The sequence below is a fragment of the Roseovarius amoyensis genome, assembly GCF_003260265.1.
Taxonomy (GTDB): domain Bacteria; phylum Pseudomonadota; class Alphaproteobacteria; order Rhodobacterales; family Rhodobacteraceae; genus Roseovarius; species Roseovarius amoyensis.
Window position 1 is genome coordinate 1 of sequence record NZ_QITQ01000025.1, and the last position, 17511, is coordinate 17511.

The following is a 17511-nucleotide window of genomic DNA, read 5'->3' on the forward strand; positions in this document are numbered from 1 at the left end:
CGCGGCCTGTACGACGAGGCCAGGCTGGACGTGGAAATCCTGCCCTATTCCGATACAAGTTCCACCGCGTTGCTGGCGGCTGGGATCGCGGATTTCGCCTACATGACCTCGCTTGGCTTCATGAGCGTGCGCGCGCAGGGCACCGACATCACTGCGCTCTGGGCGACGATGCAGCACGACCCCGGCCGGCTCGTCTATAACAGCGACAATGCGGAAATATCCCGCCCCGCCGATCTGTCGCGCAAGACCTATGCCGGTTTCGGCAGCGACTGGGAGGATGCGCTGATCTCGACCATGATCCGTAACGATGGTGGTGATCCGGTCTATGACACGGTGACGCTCGGCACCGGCGCCTACGAGGCGCTGGCCACCGGCCGGGTCGATTTCACCCTCGAAGTCGCGACCTGGGAAGGCGTGAATAGCGAGCTTCTGGGGCGCGAGCAATCGTCCTTCGCCTATGCCGATTACGGCATCCCCGATCAGCAGACCGGCTATATCGGCACTCGCGTCGAAGTCCTGCGCGATGACCCCGCCATGGTCGCGGCCTTCATGACGGCGACGCAGGCCGGCTACGAATGGGCCGCCGACCACCCCGACGCGGCGGCGGAGATGCTGATCGCGGCCGGTGACTTCCCGAACGCGGCGCTGGTGCAGGGCTCGATGGACGTGATTACGCAAAGCAACTACCTGCGCGACGGCGACACGCCCGTCGGCCGGATCGATGCCGAACGCTTCGCGGCGATGGCGCGGTTTCTCTACGACAGCGGTGTCCTCAAGGACACGCGCGGCGCGCCCCTCGACTGGCCAGGCGATGTGTCGGCCTGGCATGACCAAAGCTGGATGCGCCAGTGATCCTGAACGCGGTCCGCTTCGGCCCTGGCAGTCAAGAGGCGGCCTGGCGCGCGCCCGGGTCGCGCGCCACCGGTCCGCTCGAACTGCCGCATTGGCTGGAATGCGCGCAAGCGGCCGAGGCGGCAGGGTTCGACGGGCTGTTCCTCGGCGACATCCACGGTCGCCGGGCTCCGCGACAGTTTGGGCGGCAAGCGCCTGACGATCCGCGTCGCCGAACTCGCGCGCGTGGGGTTGACGCCAGACTAGACGCGCGGCGCCGTGCCGCACTGCATGCCGGTCAAGGTGAAGCGCAACCGGCACGGCGAACGCGCCCACCATCGTGGCCGGCACCGAACGCATCCTGACCCGCGGCAAATGCCGCAGCATCGAGAACCTGGCCTGCCCGGTGACCTGGCGACCGCACCCGGAGCAGGTCGCGCCCGCCCGACGCGCCTACGACGACTGGTGGCAGGCGCTGAGCTGGATCCGCGACGGGCTGATCGCAAGCGGGATGCTGCGGGAGCTTGAGGTGACGGTGGCGAAGGCGCGGCCTTGGACGCGGGTGAGTGCGGTCAGATAGGAGATTGTCATTGCCTATTGGCACACAATGCTTATATTGATGCCAAAGGAGAATGACCATGCAGTTCGCCACGGTCCAGCCGATCATCGCACGCCCTGACCTTCCCATTATCACAGACGACGAAGCGGCGGCCTTGGCGCGTGCCACTGTCAATCTGTTCCGTGCATGGGGTCTCACCGATGCCGAAGCCCGCACCTTGCTGGGCGACATGGCCCAGCGCACATGGGCGCGTTGGAAGACCGGGGACATTGGCCGCATCGACCGCGATCTGCGGGCGCGGATGGCAATTCTCATCGGGATCCACAAGGCGCTGCGCTATCTTTTCACCGATCCGGCACGCGGCTATGCGTGGATCAGCAAGCCCAACGAGGCCTTCGGTGGGCTGAGCGCGCTCGACGTCATGATGCGCGGTGAGATCACCGACCTGATCGACCTGCGCGCCTATCTGGACGCGGAGCGGGGTGCTTGGTGACGGTGTCTGTCCGCCGCGTGATCTGGCCGCGCACCGTCCGCATCATCCGCTCCATCCATCCGCCCATCGACCTGTTCGAAGACATCGCCGATCCCGCCGATTGGGAGGCGCTGGCCTCGGCCGAGGCCAAGTTCAATCCACGCTTCCGCGACAGCATCGGGGATCTCTCGAAGGTGCCGGTCACTCGCCGAGTGACGGGGCCAGGCGCAAGCTGGGTCATGGCGCCCTTCGTCCACTGCTCCCCCCTGCGACCAGGCCGTTTCTCGGACGGCACATTTGGCCTCTACTACGCGGGCGACCGGACCGAGGTGGCGATTGCCGAGACCATCCACCACCACGCCCGCTTCATGCACGCCACGGAGGAGGCACCTGGCTGGACGTCGCAGTTCCGCGAACTGATCAGCTCGATCGATGCCGATCTGGACGACGCGACCGGCCGCGCCGATCTGCTCGATCCCGACGACTACGGCCCTTCTCAGATCTTCGGCGCCGAGCGCCGCGCCGCCGGATCAAACGGCATCACCTGGCCGAGCATCCGCTATACCGGCGGCTACTGCATCGCGGTGTTCTGGCCGGATGTCGTTCCCATCCCGACGCAAGGCGCGCACTTCGCTTATCACTGGAACGGCACTACGGTCGATTACGTGAAACGTCTCGACGATGGCGAAGTGATGACCGTGATCTGATCACGCAGTCACCCCGCACCGCAAGCCATTCAGCCGCAGGCCACCTACAGGGCTTGCATGACGACCACGCCCCCCCTGCCATGGTTCCTTCCGGGCGCCAAACGTATACGGGGGGGCTGAGCGCGCCATTTCGCCAGCGACTGGATTCCTCACCGGGGAATCCACCCGGAAGCCACCGCAGCGGTCTTGCTGGAAATTCTGACTCAATATCAAAACCTTACGCAAGCACCCAACTGGCTCACGTGGATTCCATCGGGAAGCCAGGGAAGCCATCTTATGGAATCCACCGGCCACCGCCGCCACGTCAGGAAGGCACCTGCGCTCGGGCGAACCAGAACTTGTTGATTCCAGGCCAAAAAATGGTTTGACATTTCTAGCCCCCTTGACGTACCCATTGATCATCGAAGAATAGCGCCCGGAAGAAACCCTTCCGGGCGTTTTCTTTTTCCCCACATCGCGGACCCCGCTCCCGCTGCTGAACCTGCTGGCGGCGCGCGTGCATGTTTTTTCCCTGCTCCATATTGAGACCCGCCTCATGGACCTTGTCTTCGCGCCAAGCGAGATCGAGACGTGGCCGATCGACCGGCTGCGCCCCTATACTCGCAATGCCAAGATGCACGGCGACGACCAGGTCGCGAAGATCGCCGCCAGCATGGCCAAATTTGGCTGGACCGTGCCCTGCATGGTGGCCGACGATGGCGAGCTGATCGCAGGCCATGGCCGGGTGCTTGCGGCCATCATGCTGGGGCTGACGGACGTGCCGGTGATCCGGCTCAGCCATCTCGACGAGGCAGAGCGCCGGGCCTACCGCATTGCCGACAACAAGCTTACGGAGCTCGGCGACTGGGACGAGGCCCTGCTGCGCGACGAGATCGCGGGGCTGCTGGCCGAGGATTTCGACCTGTCGCTGCTTGGCATCGCCGACGAGGATCTGGACGCGCTGCTGCAGGACCCCGAGGTGCTGGGTGGCGATGGCCCGGTCGAGGGCGAGGATCACATTCCCGAACCGCCGGTCACGCCGGTCTCGGGACCGGGCGATCTGTGGCAGCTGGGCGCGCATCGTCTGATCTGTGGCGACAGCACGTCAGCCGATGTGGTCGGGCGGCTGCTGGGCGATGTTCGCCCTCTGCTGATGGTCACCGACCCGCCCTATGGCGTCGAATACGATCCTTCCTGGCGCAACCAGGCGGGCGCTGCCAAGACCAAGCGGACGGGCAAGGTGCTCAATGACGACCGCGCCGACTGGCGGGAGGCATGGGCGTTGTTTCCGGGCGACGTGACCTATGTCTGGCATGGCGCGCTGCACTCCTCGACGGTGGCCGAAAGCCTGGTGGCGGCAGGTTTCGCCATCCGGTCGCAGATCATCTGGGCAAAGGACAGGCTTGTGCTCAGTCGGGGCGATTACCACTGGCAGCATGAGCCCTGCTGGTATGCGGTGCGCGCCAGGGGCAAGGGCCACTGGGCGGGCGATCGCAAGCAGACGACGCTGTGGCAGATCGCGAACAAGGATCAGGACACAGACACGGTGCACGGCACGCAGAAACCCGTCGAGTGCATGCGCCGGCCAATCCTGAACAACTCGGCCCCCGGTCAGGCGGTTTATGAGCCCTTCATGGGATCTGGCACCACGCTGATCGCGGCCGAGACCACGGGGCGCGTTTGCTACGGGGTGGAACTGAACCCGGCCTATGTCGATGTCGCCGTTGATCGCTGGCAGTCCTTCACCGGCGAGGAGGCGGTGCTGGTGGAAACCGGCGAAAGCTTCGCCGCCTTGAAAGCCAAACGGCTCACCGCATGACGATGCATCTGCGCCCGAGCCAGATCGAATTCTGGCCGCTGGATCGGCTCAAACCCTATGCCCGCAATGCCAAGACGCATGACGCAGACCAGGTGGCACGGATCGCCGCCAGCATGGCCGAGTTCGGCTGGACCGTGCCCTGTCTCGTCGCGTCCGATGGCGAATTGATCGCGGGCCATGGGCGCGTCCTGGCGGCGGCGCAGCTCGGGCTGGTGGAGGCGCCCGTCATCGTGCTGGGCCATCTGACCGAGGCGCAGCGGCGGGCGTATCGGATCGCCGACAACAAGCTCACGGAGCTGGGTGGGTGGGATGAGGCGCTGCTTCTGGAGGAGTTGCGCGGGCTGATGGCCGAGGATTTCGACCTCGGGCTGATCGGCATACCAGAGGACGAGCTGGACGCCCTGCTGCACGATGCCGGTGACGACAACCGCACGCCCATTGACGATGACACCGCCGACACAATCCCCGACCCGTTGTATTGCGACGTCGCCGTGCGGCGCTGGGAATTGGCGACGGGGCGGACAGCCAGTCGCCTCGTCATGGACGAGGGAGATCAGAAGCCCGCTTGCCGGTCGAGAAAGCGCGCATGACGCAGTCGCGTCGCATGTCGCTGATCGAAGCCGTGACCAATGTCGCAGTGGGTTACGGATTGGCTGTGACCATCCAGATCATTGTATTTCCATGGTTCGGCCTGCACCCGAGCCTCGGTGAGAACCTGGTCATTGGCACCTTGTTTACGGCGTTTCGCTGCTGCGCAGCTACGCGCTGCGCAGGCTGTTCGAGCGTTTGCGATGACCGCGGGGATCAGGCGGCGTCAAGCTTGTACACGGTGCCGCGCTGATCGACCTTCTCCGCACTTATGGGCAGGCCCAGTTTCTTCTTGAGCCCGCCCGAGATCAGGCCGCGCACACTGTGCGCCAACCAGCCGGTCGCCTCGGCGATCTCAGCGATGGACGCCCCCTCGGGGCGCTCAAGAAGCGCAATGATATGCGCCTGCTTTGTGCCCGTCCGGATGGCGACGGGCTTCGGTGCATCAGGCGATTGGGGCATCGGTGTGGGCTCTGGCTTCGCCTTGCGCGGCGCGCTGGTGGCCTTGGCGACCACCGGCTCGATCCCGATGGCATCCAACCCGACCTCGGTTGCAATCAGCGTGGTGCCATGGCCATCGCCGGTCTCGCGCCAGAGCGGTTCACCCTTGCGGATGTCGGCGTCGACCTCTTCGAGCCAGCCGCGCGAGATCATCGCCGCCACGGCCTTCTTGGCGGCGGCCCCGTGCAGCCCGTCGGGCAGCGGCATGGCCAGATTGCCGGGGCGGGTGGCCGCGCGGCTGAGGATGATGGACTGGGTGTCGGTGAGTTTGGGCATGGGAACCTCCGGTTCTGGTCGGGCAGCGCGCAATGTGCCGCCTTCTACCGGGTGAAGCCCGCTGTGGTGGCGGGCCGTGCGGGATCAATGCCCGAAGGGTCACTCAGCGTATTCGCCTTCGCCAAAGGCGCTGTCGGTGATGCGCTTGAGCAGGCTGGCGTAGTGATCGAGTGTGCCGACCATGGCCCAGCCGACCTCGTCGGAGTGGCAGTTGAAATGGTCGTCACTGAGCTGCGACAAGCGGGCGAGCCTCCCGTCGATCTCGGCCTTCTTGGCCGTGAAGGCAGCGAGCGCGTTCGACCGGTTCCTCGAACCGGTCTCACCCTTGTTCCTGCGGGCCTTCTCGGCGCGCAGCTGATGGCGGGGCGTGATTTGCGGGTTCGGGCTGATCATGGCGTAGCTCCTTGGAGTGAGTTGCATCGTTTCCGTGAGACAACCATCGCTCTGACGCGCAGATTATTGTAGGTAAATCAGAGCAATAGGATTGCTCTCTGATCGCCCCGTCGAGCATCATCCGATCCGGTCATGACCGGTGAGCTCGGCCTGCTCCGCCTCATGGCGCTGGGCGGCATCGAGCGGATCGCGGCGGGCGTTGACCATCGCCACGAACAGCGCGCGAGCGACGGCTGCGACGTCATCCGCCCCGGCGCTGGTCAGATCGGCATCGTGAATGGCGATGGCTTCGCCCAGATCGGTGAGGGCGTAAAGCGTGACGAACTCCGCGTCGCCCGGCTAGCAGGTGACGGTGTCGCGGTCGTGCTCGGACACGGCGACGCCACGACAAAACCGCAGGTCGAAACCGATCGCGCAGTTGCGCCGTACGATGTCGTCGAGGGTCTCGCCTTCGGGCAGGCAGTTGCAGGGAATGGTCATCGGGGCCTTCCTCAGATCAGGTGCAAACTGGCCAGAAACGCGCTGGCAGCGGCAAGCTGGGTGGTCGGCAGCTCGATCTTGATATGCGAGATCACGTCGGAGGCCTCGGCCGTGAGTCCCTCGTCGCGCAGCGCGGCCTCGATAATGCGGGCGACCGCGTCCGGATTCTTGCCGTTCAGGGGGTCGGGCACTGCGGCATGGTCGATGCGAATGGTGGTGATGGCGGTCATGTGCGTGTCCTTTCACGATTGGCTTGTCGGTGCGGTGGCTTCACCGGCCTGGCGCCTGGCTTCAAAGGCCGCCTCCAGCGCGGAGCGGATCGCCCAGACGGCGTGGACGTGGAAATCGAGACCGTCGGCGTTCCGGGTCTCGAGGGTTTCAAGAAAGAGATGGCGCTCGGCGATGTCGCGCAGCAGGGCGTCTCGAGCATCGGTCGGATCAGGGTGTTTGCGCATGGCTGTCTCCGTGCTGTCTCTGGCTGTGCGCGATGCACTCGCTTCACTGGGGTCAGAATCGCTATCGGCGAGTGCAATCAGCTGAATAAGCGGAATATTTACGTTTAATCCCAATACCTTGAAGGTTATCACAGCGCCATGGAAGGCATGTCCGAACGCGCCTATGCCGCCCATTCCGGGCTCTCGCGCGGTGCGGTGCAGAAGGCGCGCAAGAACGGGCGGCTGGTGCTCTTTGCCGATGGCTCGATCAATGCTGTCGCCTCGGATGCACGGCGTGGCGCGATGACCGATCCGGACCAGCAGATGCGCTCTCGGGGTGGGTCAAGCGTCGGCGAAGGCGTCGCGTCCGGACCCGGCGACAGCACGTCCTATCTGAAGGCCCGCACAGCGCTGACCGTCTATCAGGCGCAGGAACGGCAGCTCTCGCTCCAGAAGAAGAAGGGCGTGCTGGTCGACCGCGCGCGCGCCGAAACGCTGGTGTTTCGTCTCGCGCGGCAGGAGCGCGACGTCTGGGTGACCTGGCCCACGCGCGTGGCGGCGCTGATGGCCGCGCAATTGTCCGCAGAGATGGAGAAAGCCTCGGGCACACCGGTGACGATCGAGACTGCAATCCTGCAGAGGGTGCTGGAAACCCATGTCCGAGAGCAGCTCGGCGCCTTGGCAGACCTCCGGGTCTCGCTTGAGTGAGTCGGGTTTAACATTGAACGCCCAGACGCCTATTTCTGTCTATCTAGATAGCTAGGAGTGCGCTTGTGTGGACGATACAAGATGCCAAAAATAAATTCAGTTCTGTCGTGGACGCTGCTTTGGCCGGCACACCGCAGGAGGTGACGCGTCGCGGCAAACCTGCAGTCGTGGTCATGTCGGCATCGGAATACCATCATCTTCTGGCCGAGGCGCAGCGGTCCAGGGGCTCGTTCATTGAGCATTTACTGGCCTTTCCAGGCGAAGACATCGAAGGAGCGCAGGTCGAACCGCGATCCGTTGAATTCTGATGTATTTGCTGGATACGAACGTCCTGTCGGCTTTGCGTCGTCCTGATCGTGCGCCCAGGGTCGCGGATTGGCTGCGAGCGCAGTCCGAGGATAGGCTTTTCTTAAGTGTTATAACCCTTGGCGAAATCGAGCGCGACATTGCCCTGCAGGAAAACCGCAACCTGGGATTCGCCAAGGACCTGCGGAGTTGGATTGACCGCACCTCTCTGCTGTTCGCTGATCGTGTGCTCCCGTTCGGGAATGAGGACGCGCGTATTTGGGGTAAACTGTCAGCGCGCCTTGGTCACAGTGGCGCGGACTTGCAGATCGCAACGACCGCGCTGGCCCAAGGCGCCATTGTCGTGACCGGCAATACCAGTGATTTCGAACCGACGGGCGTGGAGATCGAAAACCCGTTCCAGTAGATTGAGGTCGAGCCCTGAAGCACCCCGGTGGAAAACGGGATACAGGGCATGACAGACGACAATCCTGCGCAAGATAACTTCGCTGAAGGGTTGGACCTCGCTTTTGAGGGCGCCGAAGACCTCCTGCGCGCCTGGCGACGCGGTATGCGGCCCGATGCTGACCTCACCGTATCGGAATGGGCGGATCAACATCGCTGGCTCAGCTCGCGCGCCTCGGCCGAGCCGGGGCGATACCGCACCGCACGCACGCCCTATCTGCGGGCGATCATGGATGCGCTGTCCCCGGGCCACCCGGCGCAGCGGATCAGCTTCATGAAGGCCGCGCAGGTCGGCGCGACGGAGGCTGGCAACAACTGGATCGGCTTCGTGATCCATCACGCGCCGGGCCCGATGCTGGCGGTGCTGCCGACGGTGGAGATGGCGAAACGCAGCTCGCGCGGTCGGATCGATCCGCTGATCGAGGACAGCCCGGCCCTGAAGGAGCGGGTGAGCCCCGCCCGCTCGCGCGATGCCGGCAACTCGATGCTGTCCAAGGAATTCCCCGGCGGCATTCTGGTGCTGACCGGGGCAAACAGCGCCACCGGCCTGCGGTCGATGCCCGCGCGCTATGTGTTCCTCGACGAGATCGATGCCTATCCCGCCTCGGCGGACGAGGAGGGCGATCCGGTCACGCTGGCCGAGGCCCGCACCACCACCTTCGCGCACAGGCGCAAGGTGTTCATGGTCTCGACCCCGACGATCCGGGGGCTGAGCCGGATCGAGCGCGAGTTCGAGGCCTCTGACCAGCGGCGTTACTTCGTGCCATGCCCGCATTGCGGGGCGATGCAATGGCTGCGGTTCGAGCGCCTGCGCTGGGCGAAGGGGCGCCCCGAGACGGCGGAATATCACTGCGAGGGCTGCGAGCGCCCGATGCCAGAGCATCACAAGACCGAGATGCTGGCGCGGGGCGAGTGGCGCGCAACCGCGACACCCGAGGACCCGACGGCCATCGGCTTCCACCTCTCGGCGCTTTACTCCCCGATCGGCTGGAAGAGCTGGGCGCAGATTGCGCGCGACTGGCTCGCGGCACAGGGCTCCGAGGAGATGCTGCGCGCGGCGCGCAACACGCTTTTGGGCGAGACCTGGATCGAGAGCGGCGAGGCCCCGGAATGGCAGCGCCTGGCGGATCGCCGCGAGGCCTATCCGGCGCAGATCCCCGCGGGCGGGCTGTTTCTCACCGCCGGCGCCGACGTGCAGAAGGACCGCATCGAGGTCGATGTCTGGGCCTGGGGGCGGGGCATGACAAGCTGGCTCGTCGATCACGTCGTCATCCCCGGCGGCCCGGACGATCCGGCCTGCTGGGACAGGCTGACGGCGCTGCTGGGCCAGACATGGGTGCATGAGCATGGCGCGGTCATGACGCTGGCGAGGCTTGCCATCGACACCGGCTACGAGTCGGCGGCCGTCCATGCCTGGGCGCGCACGCAGGGCATCGCGCAGGTGGCCCCCGTGAAGGGGCTGGAAGGCTTCAACCGGGCCACGCCGGTGTCGGGGCCGACCTTCGTCGATGCCACCGTGAACGGGCGGAAACTGAAACGCGGCGCGCGGCTCTGGAGCGTAGCCACCGCCACCTTCAAGGCCGAGACGTATCGCCATCTGCGCAGCGAGCGGCCAAGCGACGAGGATCGGGACGCAGGCACCTTGACCTTGCCCGGCACGATCCACCTGCCCGACTGGATCGACAGCGAATGGCTCAAGCAACTGGTGGCCGAGCAACTGGTCACGATCCGCAACAAGCGCGGCTACTCGCGCCAGGAATGGCAGAAGCTGCGCGAGAGGAACGAGGCGCTCGACACTCGCGTCTATGCCCGGGCGGCGGCGTGGATCCTCGGCGCCGACCGCTTCGACGAGCGGATGTGGCGGCAGCTCGAAAGACAGGCCGGGGTGGAGACCACCGCTGCCGTGTCCGCGCCGGAGCCAGAGCAACCAGGCGCACCGCAAGCCGGGCGCATCGCCGCCCCGCGGCGGCGCGGCTGGAAGATCAGCACGCCGAGATACATGGAATGATCAGAACCCCGAGAACACCATGTCGAGGGCGCCACGGATTTCATAGTCGAAGCCGGAGAGATCGGCCACCGGTGGGCTTTTGATTGCAGCCGAGGGGACAGCCGCCATCTCTGCCGTGTGCAGGACATGGGAGACCCCTTCGATCTCGAACATGGGCTCGAGGCGCCCAATCACCTTGGGCCCCGAAGCGGCCGGCACCAGCGGCGCGACCACGCGCGTGCCGGTGTCGATCAGATCGGTCTGCAGATCGATCACCAGTCGCCCACCCGCAACACGATAGACATGAAACTGCGCCATCAGTCGATCTTCAGGACCTGAAGATCGGCCAGGGGCGTGCCATGGGTCTCGATCCAGGCACGACGCTCGGCAATGGCCTCGGCATTCTCGCGGGCCCAGGCCTCGGCTTTCGCCGCGCGCACGGCCGCAGCCAGCGCGGCATCGCTGATTGCCGATACATTGAGGCCCAGTTCCCGGGCCGCAGCGAGATTGACCGCGGTCAGGGTGATGTTGGTGCGCTGCTTCTCTGCGGTTCGCGGCATCATGCCCTCCTGCACCATATGGAACATACACACGATGCGTGTGTGCATCAAGAGACACCAATGACCCTCGATGAGCTCAAGTCCCGCCACGGCGCGCTGCTGGCGGCACGTTACAGCGGCACGCGCAGCGTCAGCTATGACGGCAAGAGCGTGAATTACGGCACGGACGCGGAGATGGCGGCGGCGATTGCCGATATCGAGCGGCGGATCGCGGCGCTGGAGGCGCCCGGCCGCCGCGTCCTGCGCCCCTTTGCCGTGAAGGACCTATGATGGGAGGGGTGAGCTGGCGCCAGCGCCTCGGGGCCTTCATCGGCGGCTTTGATGCCGGCCAGCATCATCGCCGCCTGCGCGGGTTTCACGCGACGCGCGCCCACGTCAACGCGCTGATCGCCGCCGCCGGGCCCGATATCTCCGCCCGCGCCCGCTGGCTGGTGCGCAACAACGGCTATGCCACCAATGCCGTCGAGAGCTGGGCCGCCAATACCGCCGGCGACGGCATCAAGCCGATCTCGAAGATCGCCGATCCCGCCCGCAAGGAGGAGCTGCAGCGCCTCTGGCTCGCCTGGACCGACGAGGCTGACGCCGAGGGGCTGACCGATTTCTACGGGCTGCAGCGCCGCGCCGCGCGCGAAGTCTTCATCGCCGGCGAGGTGTTCTTCCGGATCCGGATGCGGCGCACGAGCGACGGGCTCAGCGTGCCGCTGCAGCTGCAGATGCTGCCCGCCGAGATGCTGCCCTTGGAGAGAAGCGGCACCGCCGCCAGTGGCAATGCCATCCGGCAGGGCATCGAGTTCGACCGGATCGGGCGGCGCGTCGCCTATCACTTCCTGCGCCGTCACCCGGGCGACAGCACCGATCCGGGGCTGGCGGGTGAGGTGGTGCGCGTGCCGGCCTCGGACGTGATCCATGTGATCGACCCGGTCGAGGGCGGACAGCTGCGCGGGGTCTCAAAGCTGGCACCCGCCATCGTCAAGCTCTTCCTGCTCGATCAGTACGACGACGCCGAGCTCGACCGCAAGAAGGTCGCGGCGATGTACGCGATGTTCGTCACATCCCCCGCGCCGGAAAACCCGCTCGCCCCGCCCGAGGACGAGGGGGGCGATGCCGGCTACGAGATCGCTCCGGGCCAGATCGTGCGGCTCGATCCGGGCGAGGACGTCACCGTCGGCCAGCCCGCCGACAGCGGCGCGACCTACGAGCCGTTTCAGTACCGCACCTTGCTGCAAATATCCGCCGCCCTCGGGATTCCCTACCCCTATCTCGCCAACGACATGGTCAAGGGCAACTTCTCGAACTCGCGCCTCGCCCTGATCGAGTTCCGCCGCCGTGTCTCGGCCTGGCAACATTCGGTGATGGTCTACCAGCTCTGCCGACCGGTCTGGGCGCGCTGGATGGATACGGCGGTATTATCCGGCGCGCTCACCCTGCCCGGCTACGAGATCAACCGGTCCCGGCTGCTGACCGCCGACTGGCTGCCGACCAAATGGGACTGGGTCGACCCCTTGAAGGACGCCAATGCCGAGATCGCTCAGATCGAAGCCGGGCTCAAGTCCCGCACCCAGGCCATCGCCGAGCGCGGCTATGACGCCGACGAGGTCGACCGCGAGATCGCCGCGGAGCGGGCCCGCGAGCGCACGCTGGGTCTCGACTTTCGTCGGCCGGGCTCGCCCGCGCAGGGTGTGCAGGCGGTGCCGTCCGGACAGGATGATGCTGAACCCGAGGATACGGACGCGGAAAGCATACCCTCAACACAGGAGGAAGGCTAGCCGCCCTCAGCCTCCGAGCAGGCGCACCCCGGGCAGGCGCGCCGCCTTGCGGTCGAACGTGACCAGTTCGGAGGCCCCGGCACGCCGGGCGGCGGCGGCGATCATCAGATCGGCGAAGCAAAAGCCATCGTTGCGGTAGAGTTCCAGCGCTGGCCCGACCTCATCCGCCCCTTCGATCACCAACTCGGTCGAAGACAGCAGCCCGTCCAACGCCCCGGCAATCTCGGAGCGCCCGTAACCATAGGCGCGCTCGAGCACCCAGACGAGTTCGACCAGAACCTCGCGGCCGACAGATCCGGGATCGGCATCGGTCAGCCGATCCATGATATCGCCCGCGATCTGCGCTTGCCCGGGGTCGTCCTGCACGAGAAACCGCACCAGCACATTGGTGTCGAGCGCGATCATGCGCCAGAGGTTCCGCTCTCCACGGCGCCTGCGCCAATTGCCTCTTCCATCTCCTCGAGCGAGACCGGCCTCTGGCCCGGACGTGCGAGAGCGCCGCGCAGCTCCTTGACCGAGCGCGCCTTCAGGATGCGCACCTCGCCGTCGAGGATGACGTAGCGCACCCGGTCGCCGCTGGTCAGGCCAAGGGCTGCCCGGACATCCCGAGGCAGCGTGGTCTGGCCTTTGATCGTCACGGTCGATTCCTGCATGGCCGAATTCCTTACATATCCTGACTTCCCCTTACCATATGGAGATTGGAAATGCAAAATCAAGCGAAGGACCAATCCTGATGCTCCACGCCCGCATTGCCGCGCGCGCCTTCAACACGCCGCTGCTGGTCGAGCCGTCGAAAGCCATGGCGCTTCTGTCGGGCCTCGGCCCCCGCATCCTCGGACGGCAGATCGAACTGGCGGACCATGATGTGCATGACGCAGCCGACACTGCCGCGCTGCCTGCCCGCGCCAGCATCCTCGCCGGTGGCCTATCCGAGAGCCTGCGTCAGCAGGGCGACGCGCCCTACACGCTGGTGGACGGTATCGCCGTGATCGAAATCTCCGGCGTGCTCATCCATCGCGGCGGCTGGATCGGGGAGTCCTCGGGCCAGACCAGCTATGAGGGGATCGCCGCGCAGATCGAGGCCGCAGCCAGCGACCCGTCGGTGCGCGGCGTGGCGCTGGAGATCGACAGCTTTGGCGGCGAAGTCGCGGGCGTGTTCGATCTGGCCGACCGCATCCGCGCGCTGCGCCGCGACAAGCCGGTCTGGGCGTTTGTGGCCGAGCATGCCTTCTCGGCCGGTTATGCGCTGGCGAGCCAGGCAACCCGTATCCTGCTGCCGCGCACCGGCGCACTGGGCAGCATCGGGATCGTGGTGATGCATGCCGATCTCAGCGGCCAGCTCGATCAGAACGGCGTGCGCGTGACCCTGATCCATTCCGGCCGCCACAAGGTCGACGGCAATCCGTATGAGCCGCTCCCCGAGGCGGTCCGCGACGCCATCCAGCGCGAGATCGACGGGCTGCGGCTCCTCTTCGCCGAAACCGTCGCCGCCGGCCGCGCCGGGCGGCTCGGCCAGCAGGCCGCGCTCGCCACCGAGGCCGCGACCTGTCGCGGCGCCGATGCCGTCGCCGCGGGTCTTGCCGACGAGGTCACCGATCTCGCGCGCGGCTTTGCCGCCTTCCGGCAGCAGGTCGCGCACGGCCCCACCCGCTCGCTTGCGCGCGCCCGGCACGCACCCCTCGCCCAGACCGGAAACCCGACCCAGACCCGAAAGGAGACCGCCATGACCCAGAAGAGCAATGATGATAACACCGCGCAGGACGGCATCACGGACGCCGAAGGTCCGCGCGATGGCCAGGGCGATGGCCAGCGCGATACCGGAGGCGATGCGGCACCCGCGGCGCCGCCCGTCGCGGCCGTTGCCCCCGAAGCGTCTGCCGCCGCCACGCCGGGCAACCTGGCCGAGATCTCGGCACAGCTTCGCGAGGCCGCGGCGGAGATCGCCGAGATCGCGGCGCAGGCGGGCCGCCTCGGCGTCGCCATTGACGCGGCCAGGGCGCTGCGCGACGCCACCACGCCCGAGGCCCTGCGCCGGCTGGTCCTCGAGCGCGCCAGCGCCGCCTCGGACGCGCGCGACATCGTCGCCACACCGCCGTCGCCGGTGCTGCCCCAAGCGCAGGAAAGCCCGATCGTCGCGGCCGCGAAACGCGCCGCCGCGGCTGGCGTGAAAGGCTGATCCGCAGCCGCACCATCCTGCATCGTTCGACCGAGCCCCCGCCGCACCGCTTCGGCGGGAGATGTCTTTTGCCCCTTTCGCATGGAGCCCCATCATGACTGTCCTGACCCAACCGCCCGGCATGGGCGACGTCCTCAAATACGAGGTCAACCCGAACTACACCCGCAAGACCGTGACCCTGCTGACGGGCATGCCCTATCCGGTCGGCTCCGTGCTGGGGCGCGTCACCGCCAGTGGCAAGTACACGCTCTCCCCCGACACCGGCACTGATGGATCAGAGACAGCCGCCGCCGTGCTGCTCTACGCCGTCGACGCAACCCTCGCCGATGCAGTGGGCGTGGTGCTCGTGCGCGGCCCTGCCATCGTCTCGCGCGCGGCGCTGGCCTACGACGGCACCGTCAATGATGCAGGTAAAATCACCACCAAGATCGGCCAGCTCGCTGCGCTGGGGATCGTTACCCGCGACACCGCCTGATCCGGCCGCGCGCGCACCAAAGTCCTTTTTCCCGCCCCCCCCTTTCCCCGGAGTTTCCCATGACCCTCACCCGCAACCCGTTCGACGCGGGCGGCTATTCGCTCGCCGAGATGACGCAGGCCATCAACATCCTGCCGAACCTCTACACCCGCCTCGGCCAGATCGGCCTCTTCCGCTTCGAGGGCGTCACGCAGCGCTCCATCGTCATCGAGCAGCGCGAAGGTGTGCTCAGCCTGCTGCCCTCGGTGCCGCTCGGCGCGCCCGCCACTGTCGGCAACCGCGAGCAGCGCTCGATGCGATCCTTCGCGCTGCCGTGGATCCCGCATGACGACGTGATCCTGCCCGCCGACATCCAGGGGATGCCCGCGCTGGGCGTCTCGGACGCCGCCGACCCGCTGGTCGAGGTGATGAACCGCAAGCTGACACTGATGCGCCGCAAGCATGCCCAGACCCGCGAATACATGGAGATGAACGCCCTGCGCGGCATCGTCAAGGATGGCGCGGGCACGACGCTCTACGACTACTTCTCGGAGTTCGGGATCGCGCAGATCTCGGTCGACTTCGTCTTCGGCACCGCCGGCACCAACATCCAGGCCAAGGTGCGCACCGTCCTGCGCGCGATCGAGGACAACCTTCTGGGCGAGACCATGACCACGGCGCACGCGCTGGTGAGCTCCGAGTTCTTCGACAAGCTGATCAGCCACCCGAAGACCGAGGATGCCTACAAGTTCTTCTCGGCCACCGGCGGCCAGCCGCTGCGCGAGGACATGCGCCGCGCCTTTCCCTTCGCGGGCATCCTCTTCGAGGAATACAACGGCTCGGTCACGCTCTCGAACGGCACCTCGGAGCGGCTGATCCCCACCGGCGAGGGCATCGCCTTTCCGATGGGCACGTTCGACACCTTCACCACCTATGGCGGGCCCGCCAACCTTCTGGAGACCGCCAACACCGTCGGCCTGCCGCTCTATGCCCGCCAAATGATCGATGCCAGGGGCCGCTGGATCGATCTCATGACCGAGGCCTCGGTCCTGCCGGTCAACAAGCGCCCGCGTCTGGCGATCCGGCTCTTCAGCTCGAACTGACCGGCAGTGCCATGTCCATCCTTGCCGCTGCCATCGACACCCTCTTCGCCGATCCCAACATCGCCCGCGAGGCCACCTACATGCCCGAGGGCGGCGCGCCGGTGCTGGTGCGCATCGTCGCCCGGCGCACCGACGCCATCACCGACTTCGGCGACGCCCGGCTCTGGTCGGAGACAACCCGGATCGATCTGCGCGCCGCCGAGGTGCCGCAGCCCCGGCCCGGCGACCAGATCGAGATCGACGGCGAGGCCTTCCTCATCCAGGGCGAGCCTGTCCGTGACCGCGAGCGGCTGGTCTGGACGGTGGACCTGCGCCCGGCGTGACCCGCGATGAAGCTCAAGCTTGACATCGATCCCGACATCGTCGCGATGATGGAAGCGGAAGTGGCTGCGGGCGAAAAGGCCGTCACCGCTGCCATGCGCGAGGCCGGCACCGGGCTCAAGGCCGCCTGGCGCGGGCAGATCGCGCAAGCGGGGCTCGGGCGGCGGCTCGCCAACTCGATCCGCAGTCAGAACTTCCCGAGGTCCGGCGAGAGCCTCGACGCCGCCGCGCTGGTCTGGTCCAAGGCCCCGGTCATCATCGGCGCGCACGACACCGGCCCGCTGATCCGCTCGAAAAACGGAGTCTGGCTGGCAATCCCGCTGCCTGCCGCAGGAAAATCCACACGCGGCGGCCGGATCACACCCCTTGAGTGGGAACGGCGGCGCGGCCTGCGCCTGCGCTTCGTCTACCGCCGCACGGGTCCGAGCCTGCTGGTGGCGGAGGGGCGGTTGAATACAAAAGGCCAGGCGGTGGTATCACGCTCGAAGACCGGGCGCGGCAAGGTCACCGCGCCGATCTTCCTGCTGGTGCCGCAGGTCAAGCTGCCGAAACGGCTGGACCTGGACCGGGATGCGGCTCGGGCGCTCGACAGCGTGCCGGGGCTGATCGTGGCGAACTGGGTGGACGAGCGGCTGTGATCGTGCAAG

The 17511-nt window shown here is 66.6% G+C and carries 25 protein-coding genes and 2 pseudogenes; 18 read left to right on the top strand and 9 right to left on the bottom strand.

Features of this window, described 5'->3' with window-relative positions; genetic code table 11:
- The 7 genes and pseudogenes from DL899_RS15980 to DL899_RS16010 all read left to right on the top strand — a co-directional run.
- Positions 1-852: ABC transporter substrate-binding protein (locus DL899_RS15980; protein ID WP_111735364.1), on the top strand; the 852-nt coding region annotated here is incomplete at its 5' end.
- A gap of 153 nt (positions 853-1005) precedes the next feature.
- Positions 1006-1411 (top strand): annotated as a pseudogene (locus DL899_RS19910) (hypothetical protein); the annotation flags it as partial.
- A 58-nt stretch (positions 1412-1469) separates the two neighbouring features.
- Positions 1470-1883 carry an MbcA/ParS/Xre antitoxin family protein gene (locus tag DL899_RS15990; RefSeq protein ID WP_111735402.1) on the top strand — a complete coding sequence of 138 codons (414 nt, stop codon included), beginning with the start codon at positions 1470-1472 and terminating at the stop codon, positions 1881-1883.
- A 2-nt stretch (positions 1884-1885) separates the two neighbouring features.
- Positions 1886-2569: an RES family NAD+ phosphorylase gene (locus tag DL899_RS15995; protein WP_204355332.1), complete on the top strand. Its 684-nt coding sequence runs from the start codon at positions 1886-1888 to the stop codon at positions 2567-2569.
- Positions 2570-3104: 535 nt separating this feature from the next.
- Positions 3105-4367 (top strand): site-specific DNA-methyltransferase, encoded by a 1263-nt coding sequence (locus tag DL899_RS16000; protein WP_111735366.1) that lies wholly within the window; start codon positions 3105-3107, stop codon positions 4365-4367.
- Positions 4364-4840, top strand: a pseudogene (locus tag DL899_RS16005) (ParB/Srx family N-terminal domain-containing protein); the annotation flags it as partial. The gene DL899_RS16000 and the pseudogene DL899_RS16005, both read left to right, overlap by 4 nt.
- Before the next feature lie 131 nt (positions 4841-4971).
- Positions 4972-5208: a DUF7220 family protein gene (locus DL899_RS16010; RefSeq protein ID WP_420820991.1), complete on the top strand. Its 237-nt coding sequence runs from the start codon at positions 4972-4974 to the stop codon at positions 5206-5208.
- On the opposite strand, the gene DL899_RS16015 is transcribed toward DL899_RS16010, so the two are convergent.
- The 5 genes from DL899_RS16015 to DL899_RS20165 all read right to left on the bottom strand — a co-directional run bounded on the left by DL899_RS16015 (position 5172) and on the right by DL899_RS20165 (position 7234).
- On the bottom strand, positions 5172-5732 hold the full coding sequence (locus DL899_RS16015) for a DUF3489 domain-containing protein (protein WP_111735367.1): 561 nt from the start codon (positions 5730-5732) through the stop codon (positions 5172-5174). The genes DL899_RS16010 and DL899_RS16015 overlap by 37 nt on opposite strands.
- Positions 5733-5831: 99 nt before the next feature.
- Positions 5832-6125 carry a hypothetical protein gene (locus DL899_RS16020; RefSeq protein WP_111735368.1) on the bottom strand — a complete coding sequence of 98 codons (294 nt, stop codon included), beginning with the start codon at positions 6123-6125 and terminating at the stop codon, positions 5832-5834.
- Between the two features lie 339 nt (positions 6126-6464).
- A complete protein-coding gene (locus DL899_RS19460; protein WP_162685610.1) occupies positions 6465-6605 on the bottom strand; it encodes a hypothetical protein in 141 nt (46 codons plus the stop codon).
- A gap of 11 nt (positions 6606-6616) precedes the next feature.
- Positions 6617-6835 (bottom strand): hypothetical protein, encoded by a 219-nt coding sequence (locus DL899_RS16025; RefSeq protein ID WP_111735369.1) that lies wholly within the window; start codon positions 6833-6835, stop codon positions 6617-6619.
- Positions 6836-6847: 12 nt separating this feature from the next.
- A complete protein-coding gene (locus DL899_RS20165; RefSeq protein WP_338049660.1) occupies positions 6848-7234 on the bottom strand; it encodes a DUF6900 domain-containing protein in 387 nt (128 codons plus the stop codon).
- On the opposite strand from DL899_RS20165, the gene DL899_RS16035 reads away from it, so the two are divergent.
- The 4 genes from DL899_RS16035 to DL899_RS16050 all read left to right on the top strand — a co-directional run bounded on the left by DL899_RS16035 (position 7199) and on the right by DL899_RS16050 (position 10505).
- Complete coding sequence (locus tag DL899_RS16035; protein WP_111735371.1) at positions 7199-7747, top strand: hypothetical protein; 549 nt, start codon at positions 7199-7201, stop codon at positions 7745-7747. The genes DL899_RS20165 and DL899_RS16035 overlap by 36 nt on opposite strands.
- Positions 7748-7812: 65 nt before the next feature.
- On the top strand, positions 7813-8055 hold the full coding sequence (locus tag DL899_RS16040; RefSeq protein WP_111735372.1) for a type II toxin-antitoxin system Phd/YefM family antitoxin: 243 nt from the start codon (positions 7813-7815) through the stop codon (positions 8053-8055).
- A complete protein-coding gene (locus tag DL899_RS16045; RefSeq protein ID WP_111735373.1) occupies positions 8055-8459 on the top strand; it encodes a type II toxin-antitoxin system VapC family toxin in 405 nt (134 codons plus the stop codon). Before DL899_RS16040 ends, DL899_RS16045 begins: the two co-directional genes overlap by 1 nt.
- 48 nt (positions 8460-8507) lie before the next feature.
- Complete coding sequence (locus tag DL899_RS16050; protein WP_111735403.1) at positions 8508-10505, top strand: phage terminase large subunit family protein; 1998 nt, start codon at positions 8508-8510, stop codon at positions 10503-10505.
- On the opposite strand, the gene DL899_RS16055 is transcribed toward DL899_RS16050, so the two are convergent.
- Together DL899_RS16055 and DL899_RS16060 are read right to left on the bottom strand one after the other, a co-directional pair.
- Positions 10506-10802 carry a CcdB family protein gene (locus tag DL899_RS16055; RefSeq protein ID WP_111735374.1) on the bottom strand — a complete coding sequence of 99 codons (297 nt, stop codon included), beginning with the start codon at positions 10800-10802 and terminating at the stop codon, positions 10506-10508.
- A complete protein-coding gene (locus DL899_RS16060; RefSeq protein ID WP_239494732.1) occupies positions 10802-11071 on the bottom strand; it encodes a type II toxin-antitoxin system CcdA family antitoxin in 270 nt (89 codons plus the stop codon). Before DL899_RS16060 ends, DL899_RS16055 begins: the two co-directional genes overlap by 1 nt.
- Positions 11072-11104: 33 nt before the next feature.
- Between DL899_RS16060 and DL899_RS16065 the strand changes: the two genes are divergently transcribed.
- Entirely contained in the window at positions 11105-11314 is a 210-nt protein-coding gene (locus DL899_RS16065) for a phage head-tail joining protein (protein ID WP_111735375.1), read from the top strand.
- The gene (locus DL899_RS16070) at positions 11314-12810 is read left to right on the top strand and encodes a phage portal protein (protein WP_239494736.1); all 1497 of its coding nucleotides are present in this window, start codon (positions 11314-11316) and stop codon (positions 12808-12810) included. The genes DL899_RS16065 and DL899_RS16070 overlap by 1 nt, the downstream gene beginning before the upstream one ends.
- 6 nt (positions 12811-12816) lie before the next feature.
- Here the strand turns inward: DL899_RS16070 and DL899_RS16075 are convergent, their stop codons facing one another.
- Positions 12817-13215, bottom strand: coding sequence for a PIN domain-containing protein (locus DL899_RS16075; protein ID WP_111735376.1), 399 nt, complete (start codon positions 13213-13215; stop codon positions 12817-12819).
- Complete coding sequence (locus DL899_RS16080) at positions 13212-13463, bottom strand: AbrB/MazE/SpoVT family DNA-binding domain-containing protein (protein WP_111735377.1); 252 nt, start codon at positions 13461-13463, stop codon at positions 13212-13214. Before DL899_RS16080 ends, DL899_RS16075 begins: the two co-directional genes overlap by 4 nt.
- 80 nt (positions 13464-13543) lie before the next feature.
- Here DL899_RS16080 and DL899_RS16085 point away from each other — a divergent pair, with 80 nt between their 5' ends.
- The 5 genes from DL899_RS16085 (at position 13544) to DL899_RS16105 (ending at position 17502) form a co-directional block, all read left to right on the top strand.
- Positions 13544-14986, top strand: coding sequence for a S49 family peptidase (locus tag DL899_RS16085; RefSeq protein WP_111735406.1), 1443 nt, complete (start codon positions 13544-13546; stop codon positions 14984-14986).
- Between the two features lie 94 nt (positions 14987-15080).
- Positions 15081-15461: a head decoration protein gene (locus DL899_RS16090; protein ID WP_111735378.1), complete on the top strand. Its 381-nt coding sequence runs from the start codon at positions 15081-15083 to the stop codon at positions 15459-15461.
- 59 nt (positions 15462-15520) lie between these two features.
- Entirely contained in the window at positions 15521-16543 is a 1023-nt protein-coding gene (locus DL899_RS16095) for a major capsid protein (RefSeq protein WP_111735379.1), read from the top strand.
- An 11-nt stretch (positions 16544-16554) separates the two neighbouring features.
- The gene (locus DL899_RS16100) at positions 16555-16866 is read left to right on the top strand and encodes a head-tail joining protein (RefSeq protein WP_111735380.1); all 312 of its coding nucleotides are present in this window, start codon (positions 16555-16557) and stop codon (positions 16864-16866) included.
- Positions 16867-16872: 6 nt separating this feature from the next.
- Positions 16873-17502: a DUF6441 family protein gene (locus DL899_RS16105; protein WP_111735381.1), complete on the top strand. Its 630-nt coding sequence runs from the start codon at positions 16873-16875 to the stop codon at positions 17500-17502.
- Positions 17503-17511 lie beyond the last annotated feature (9 nt).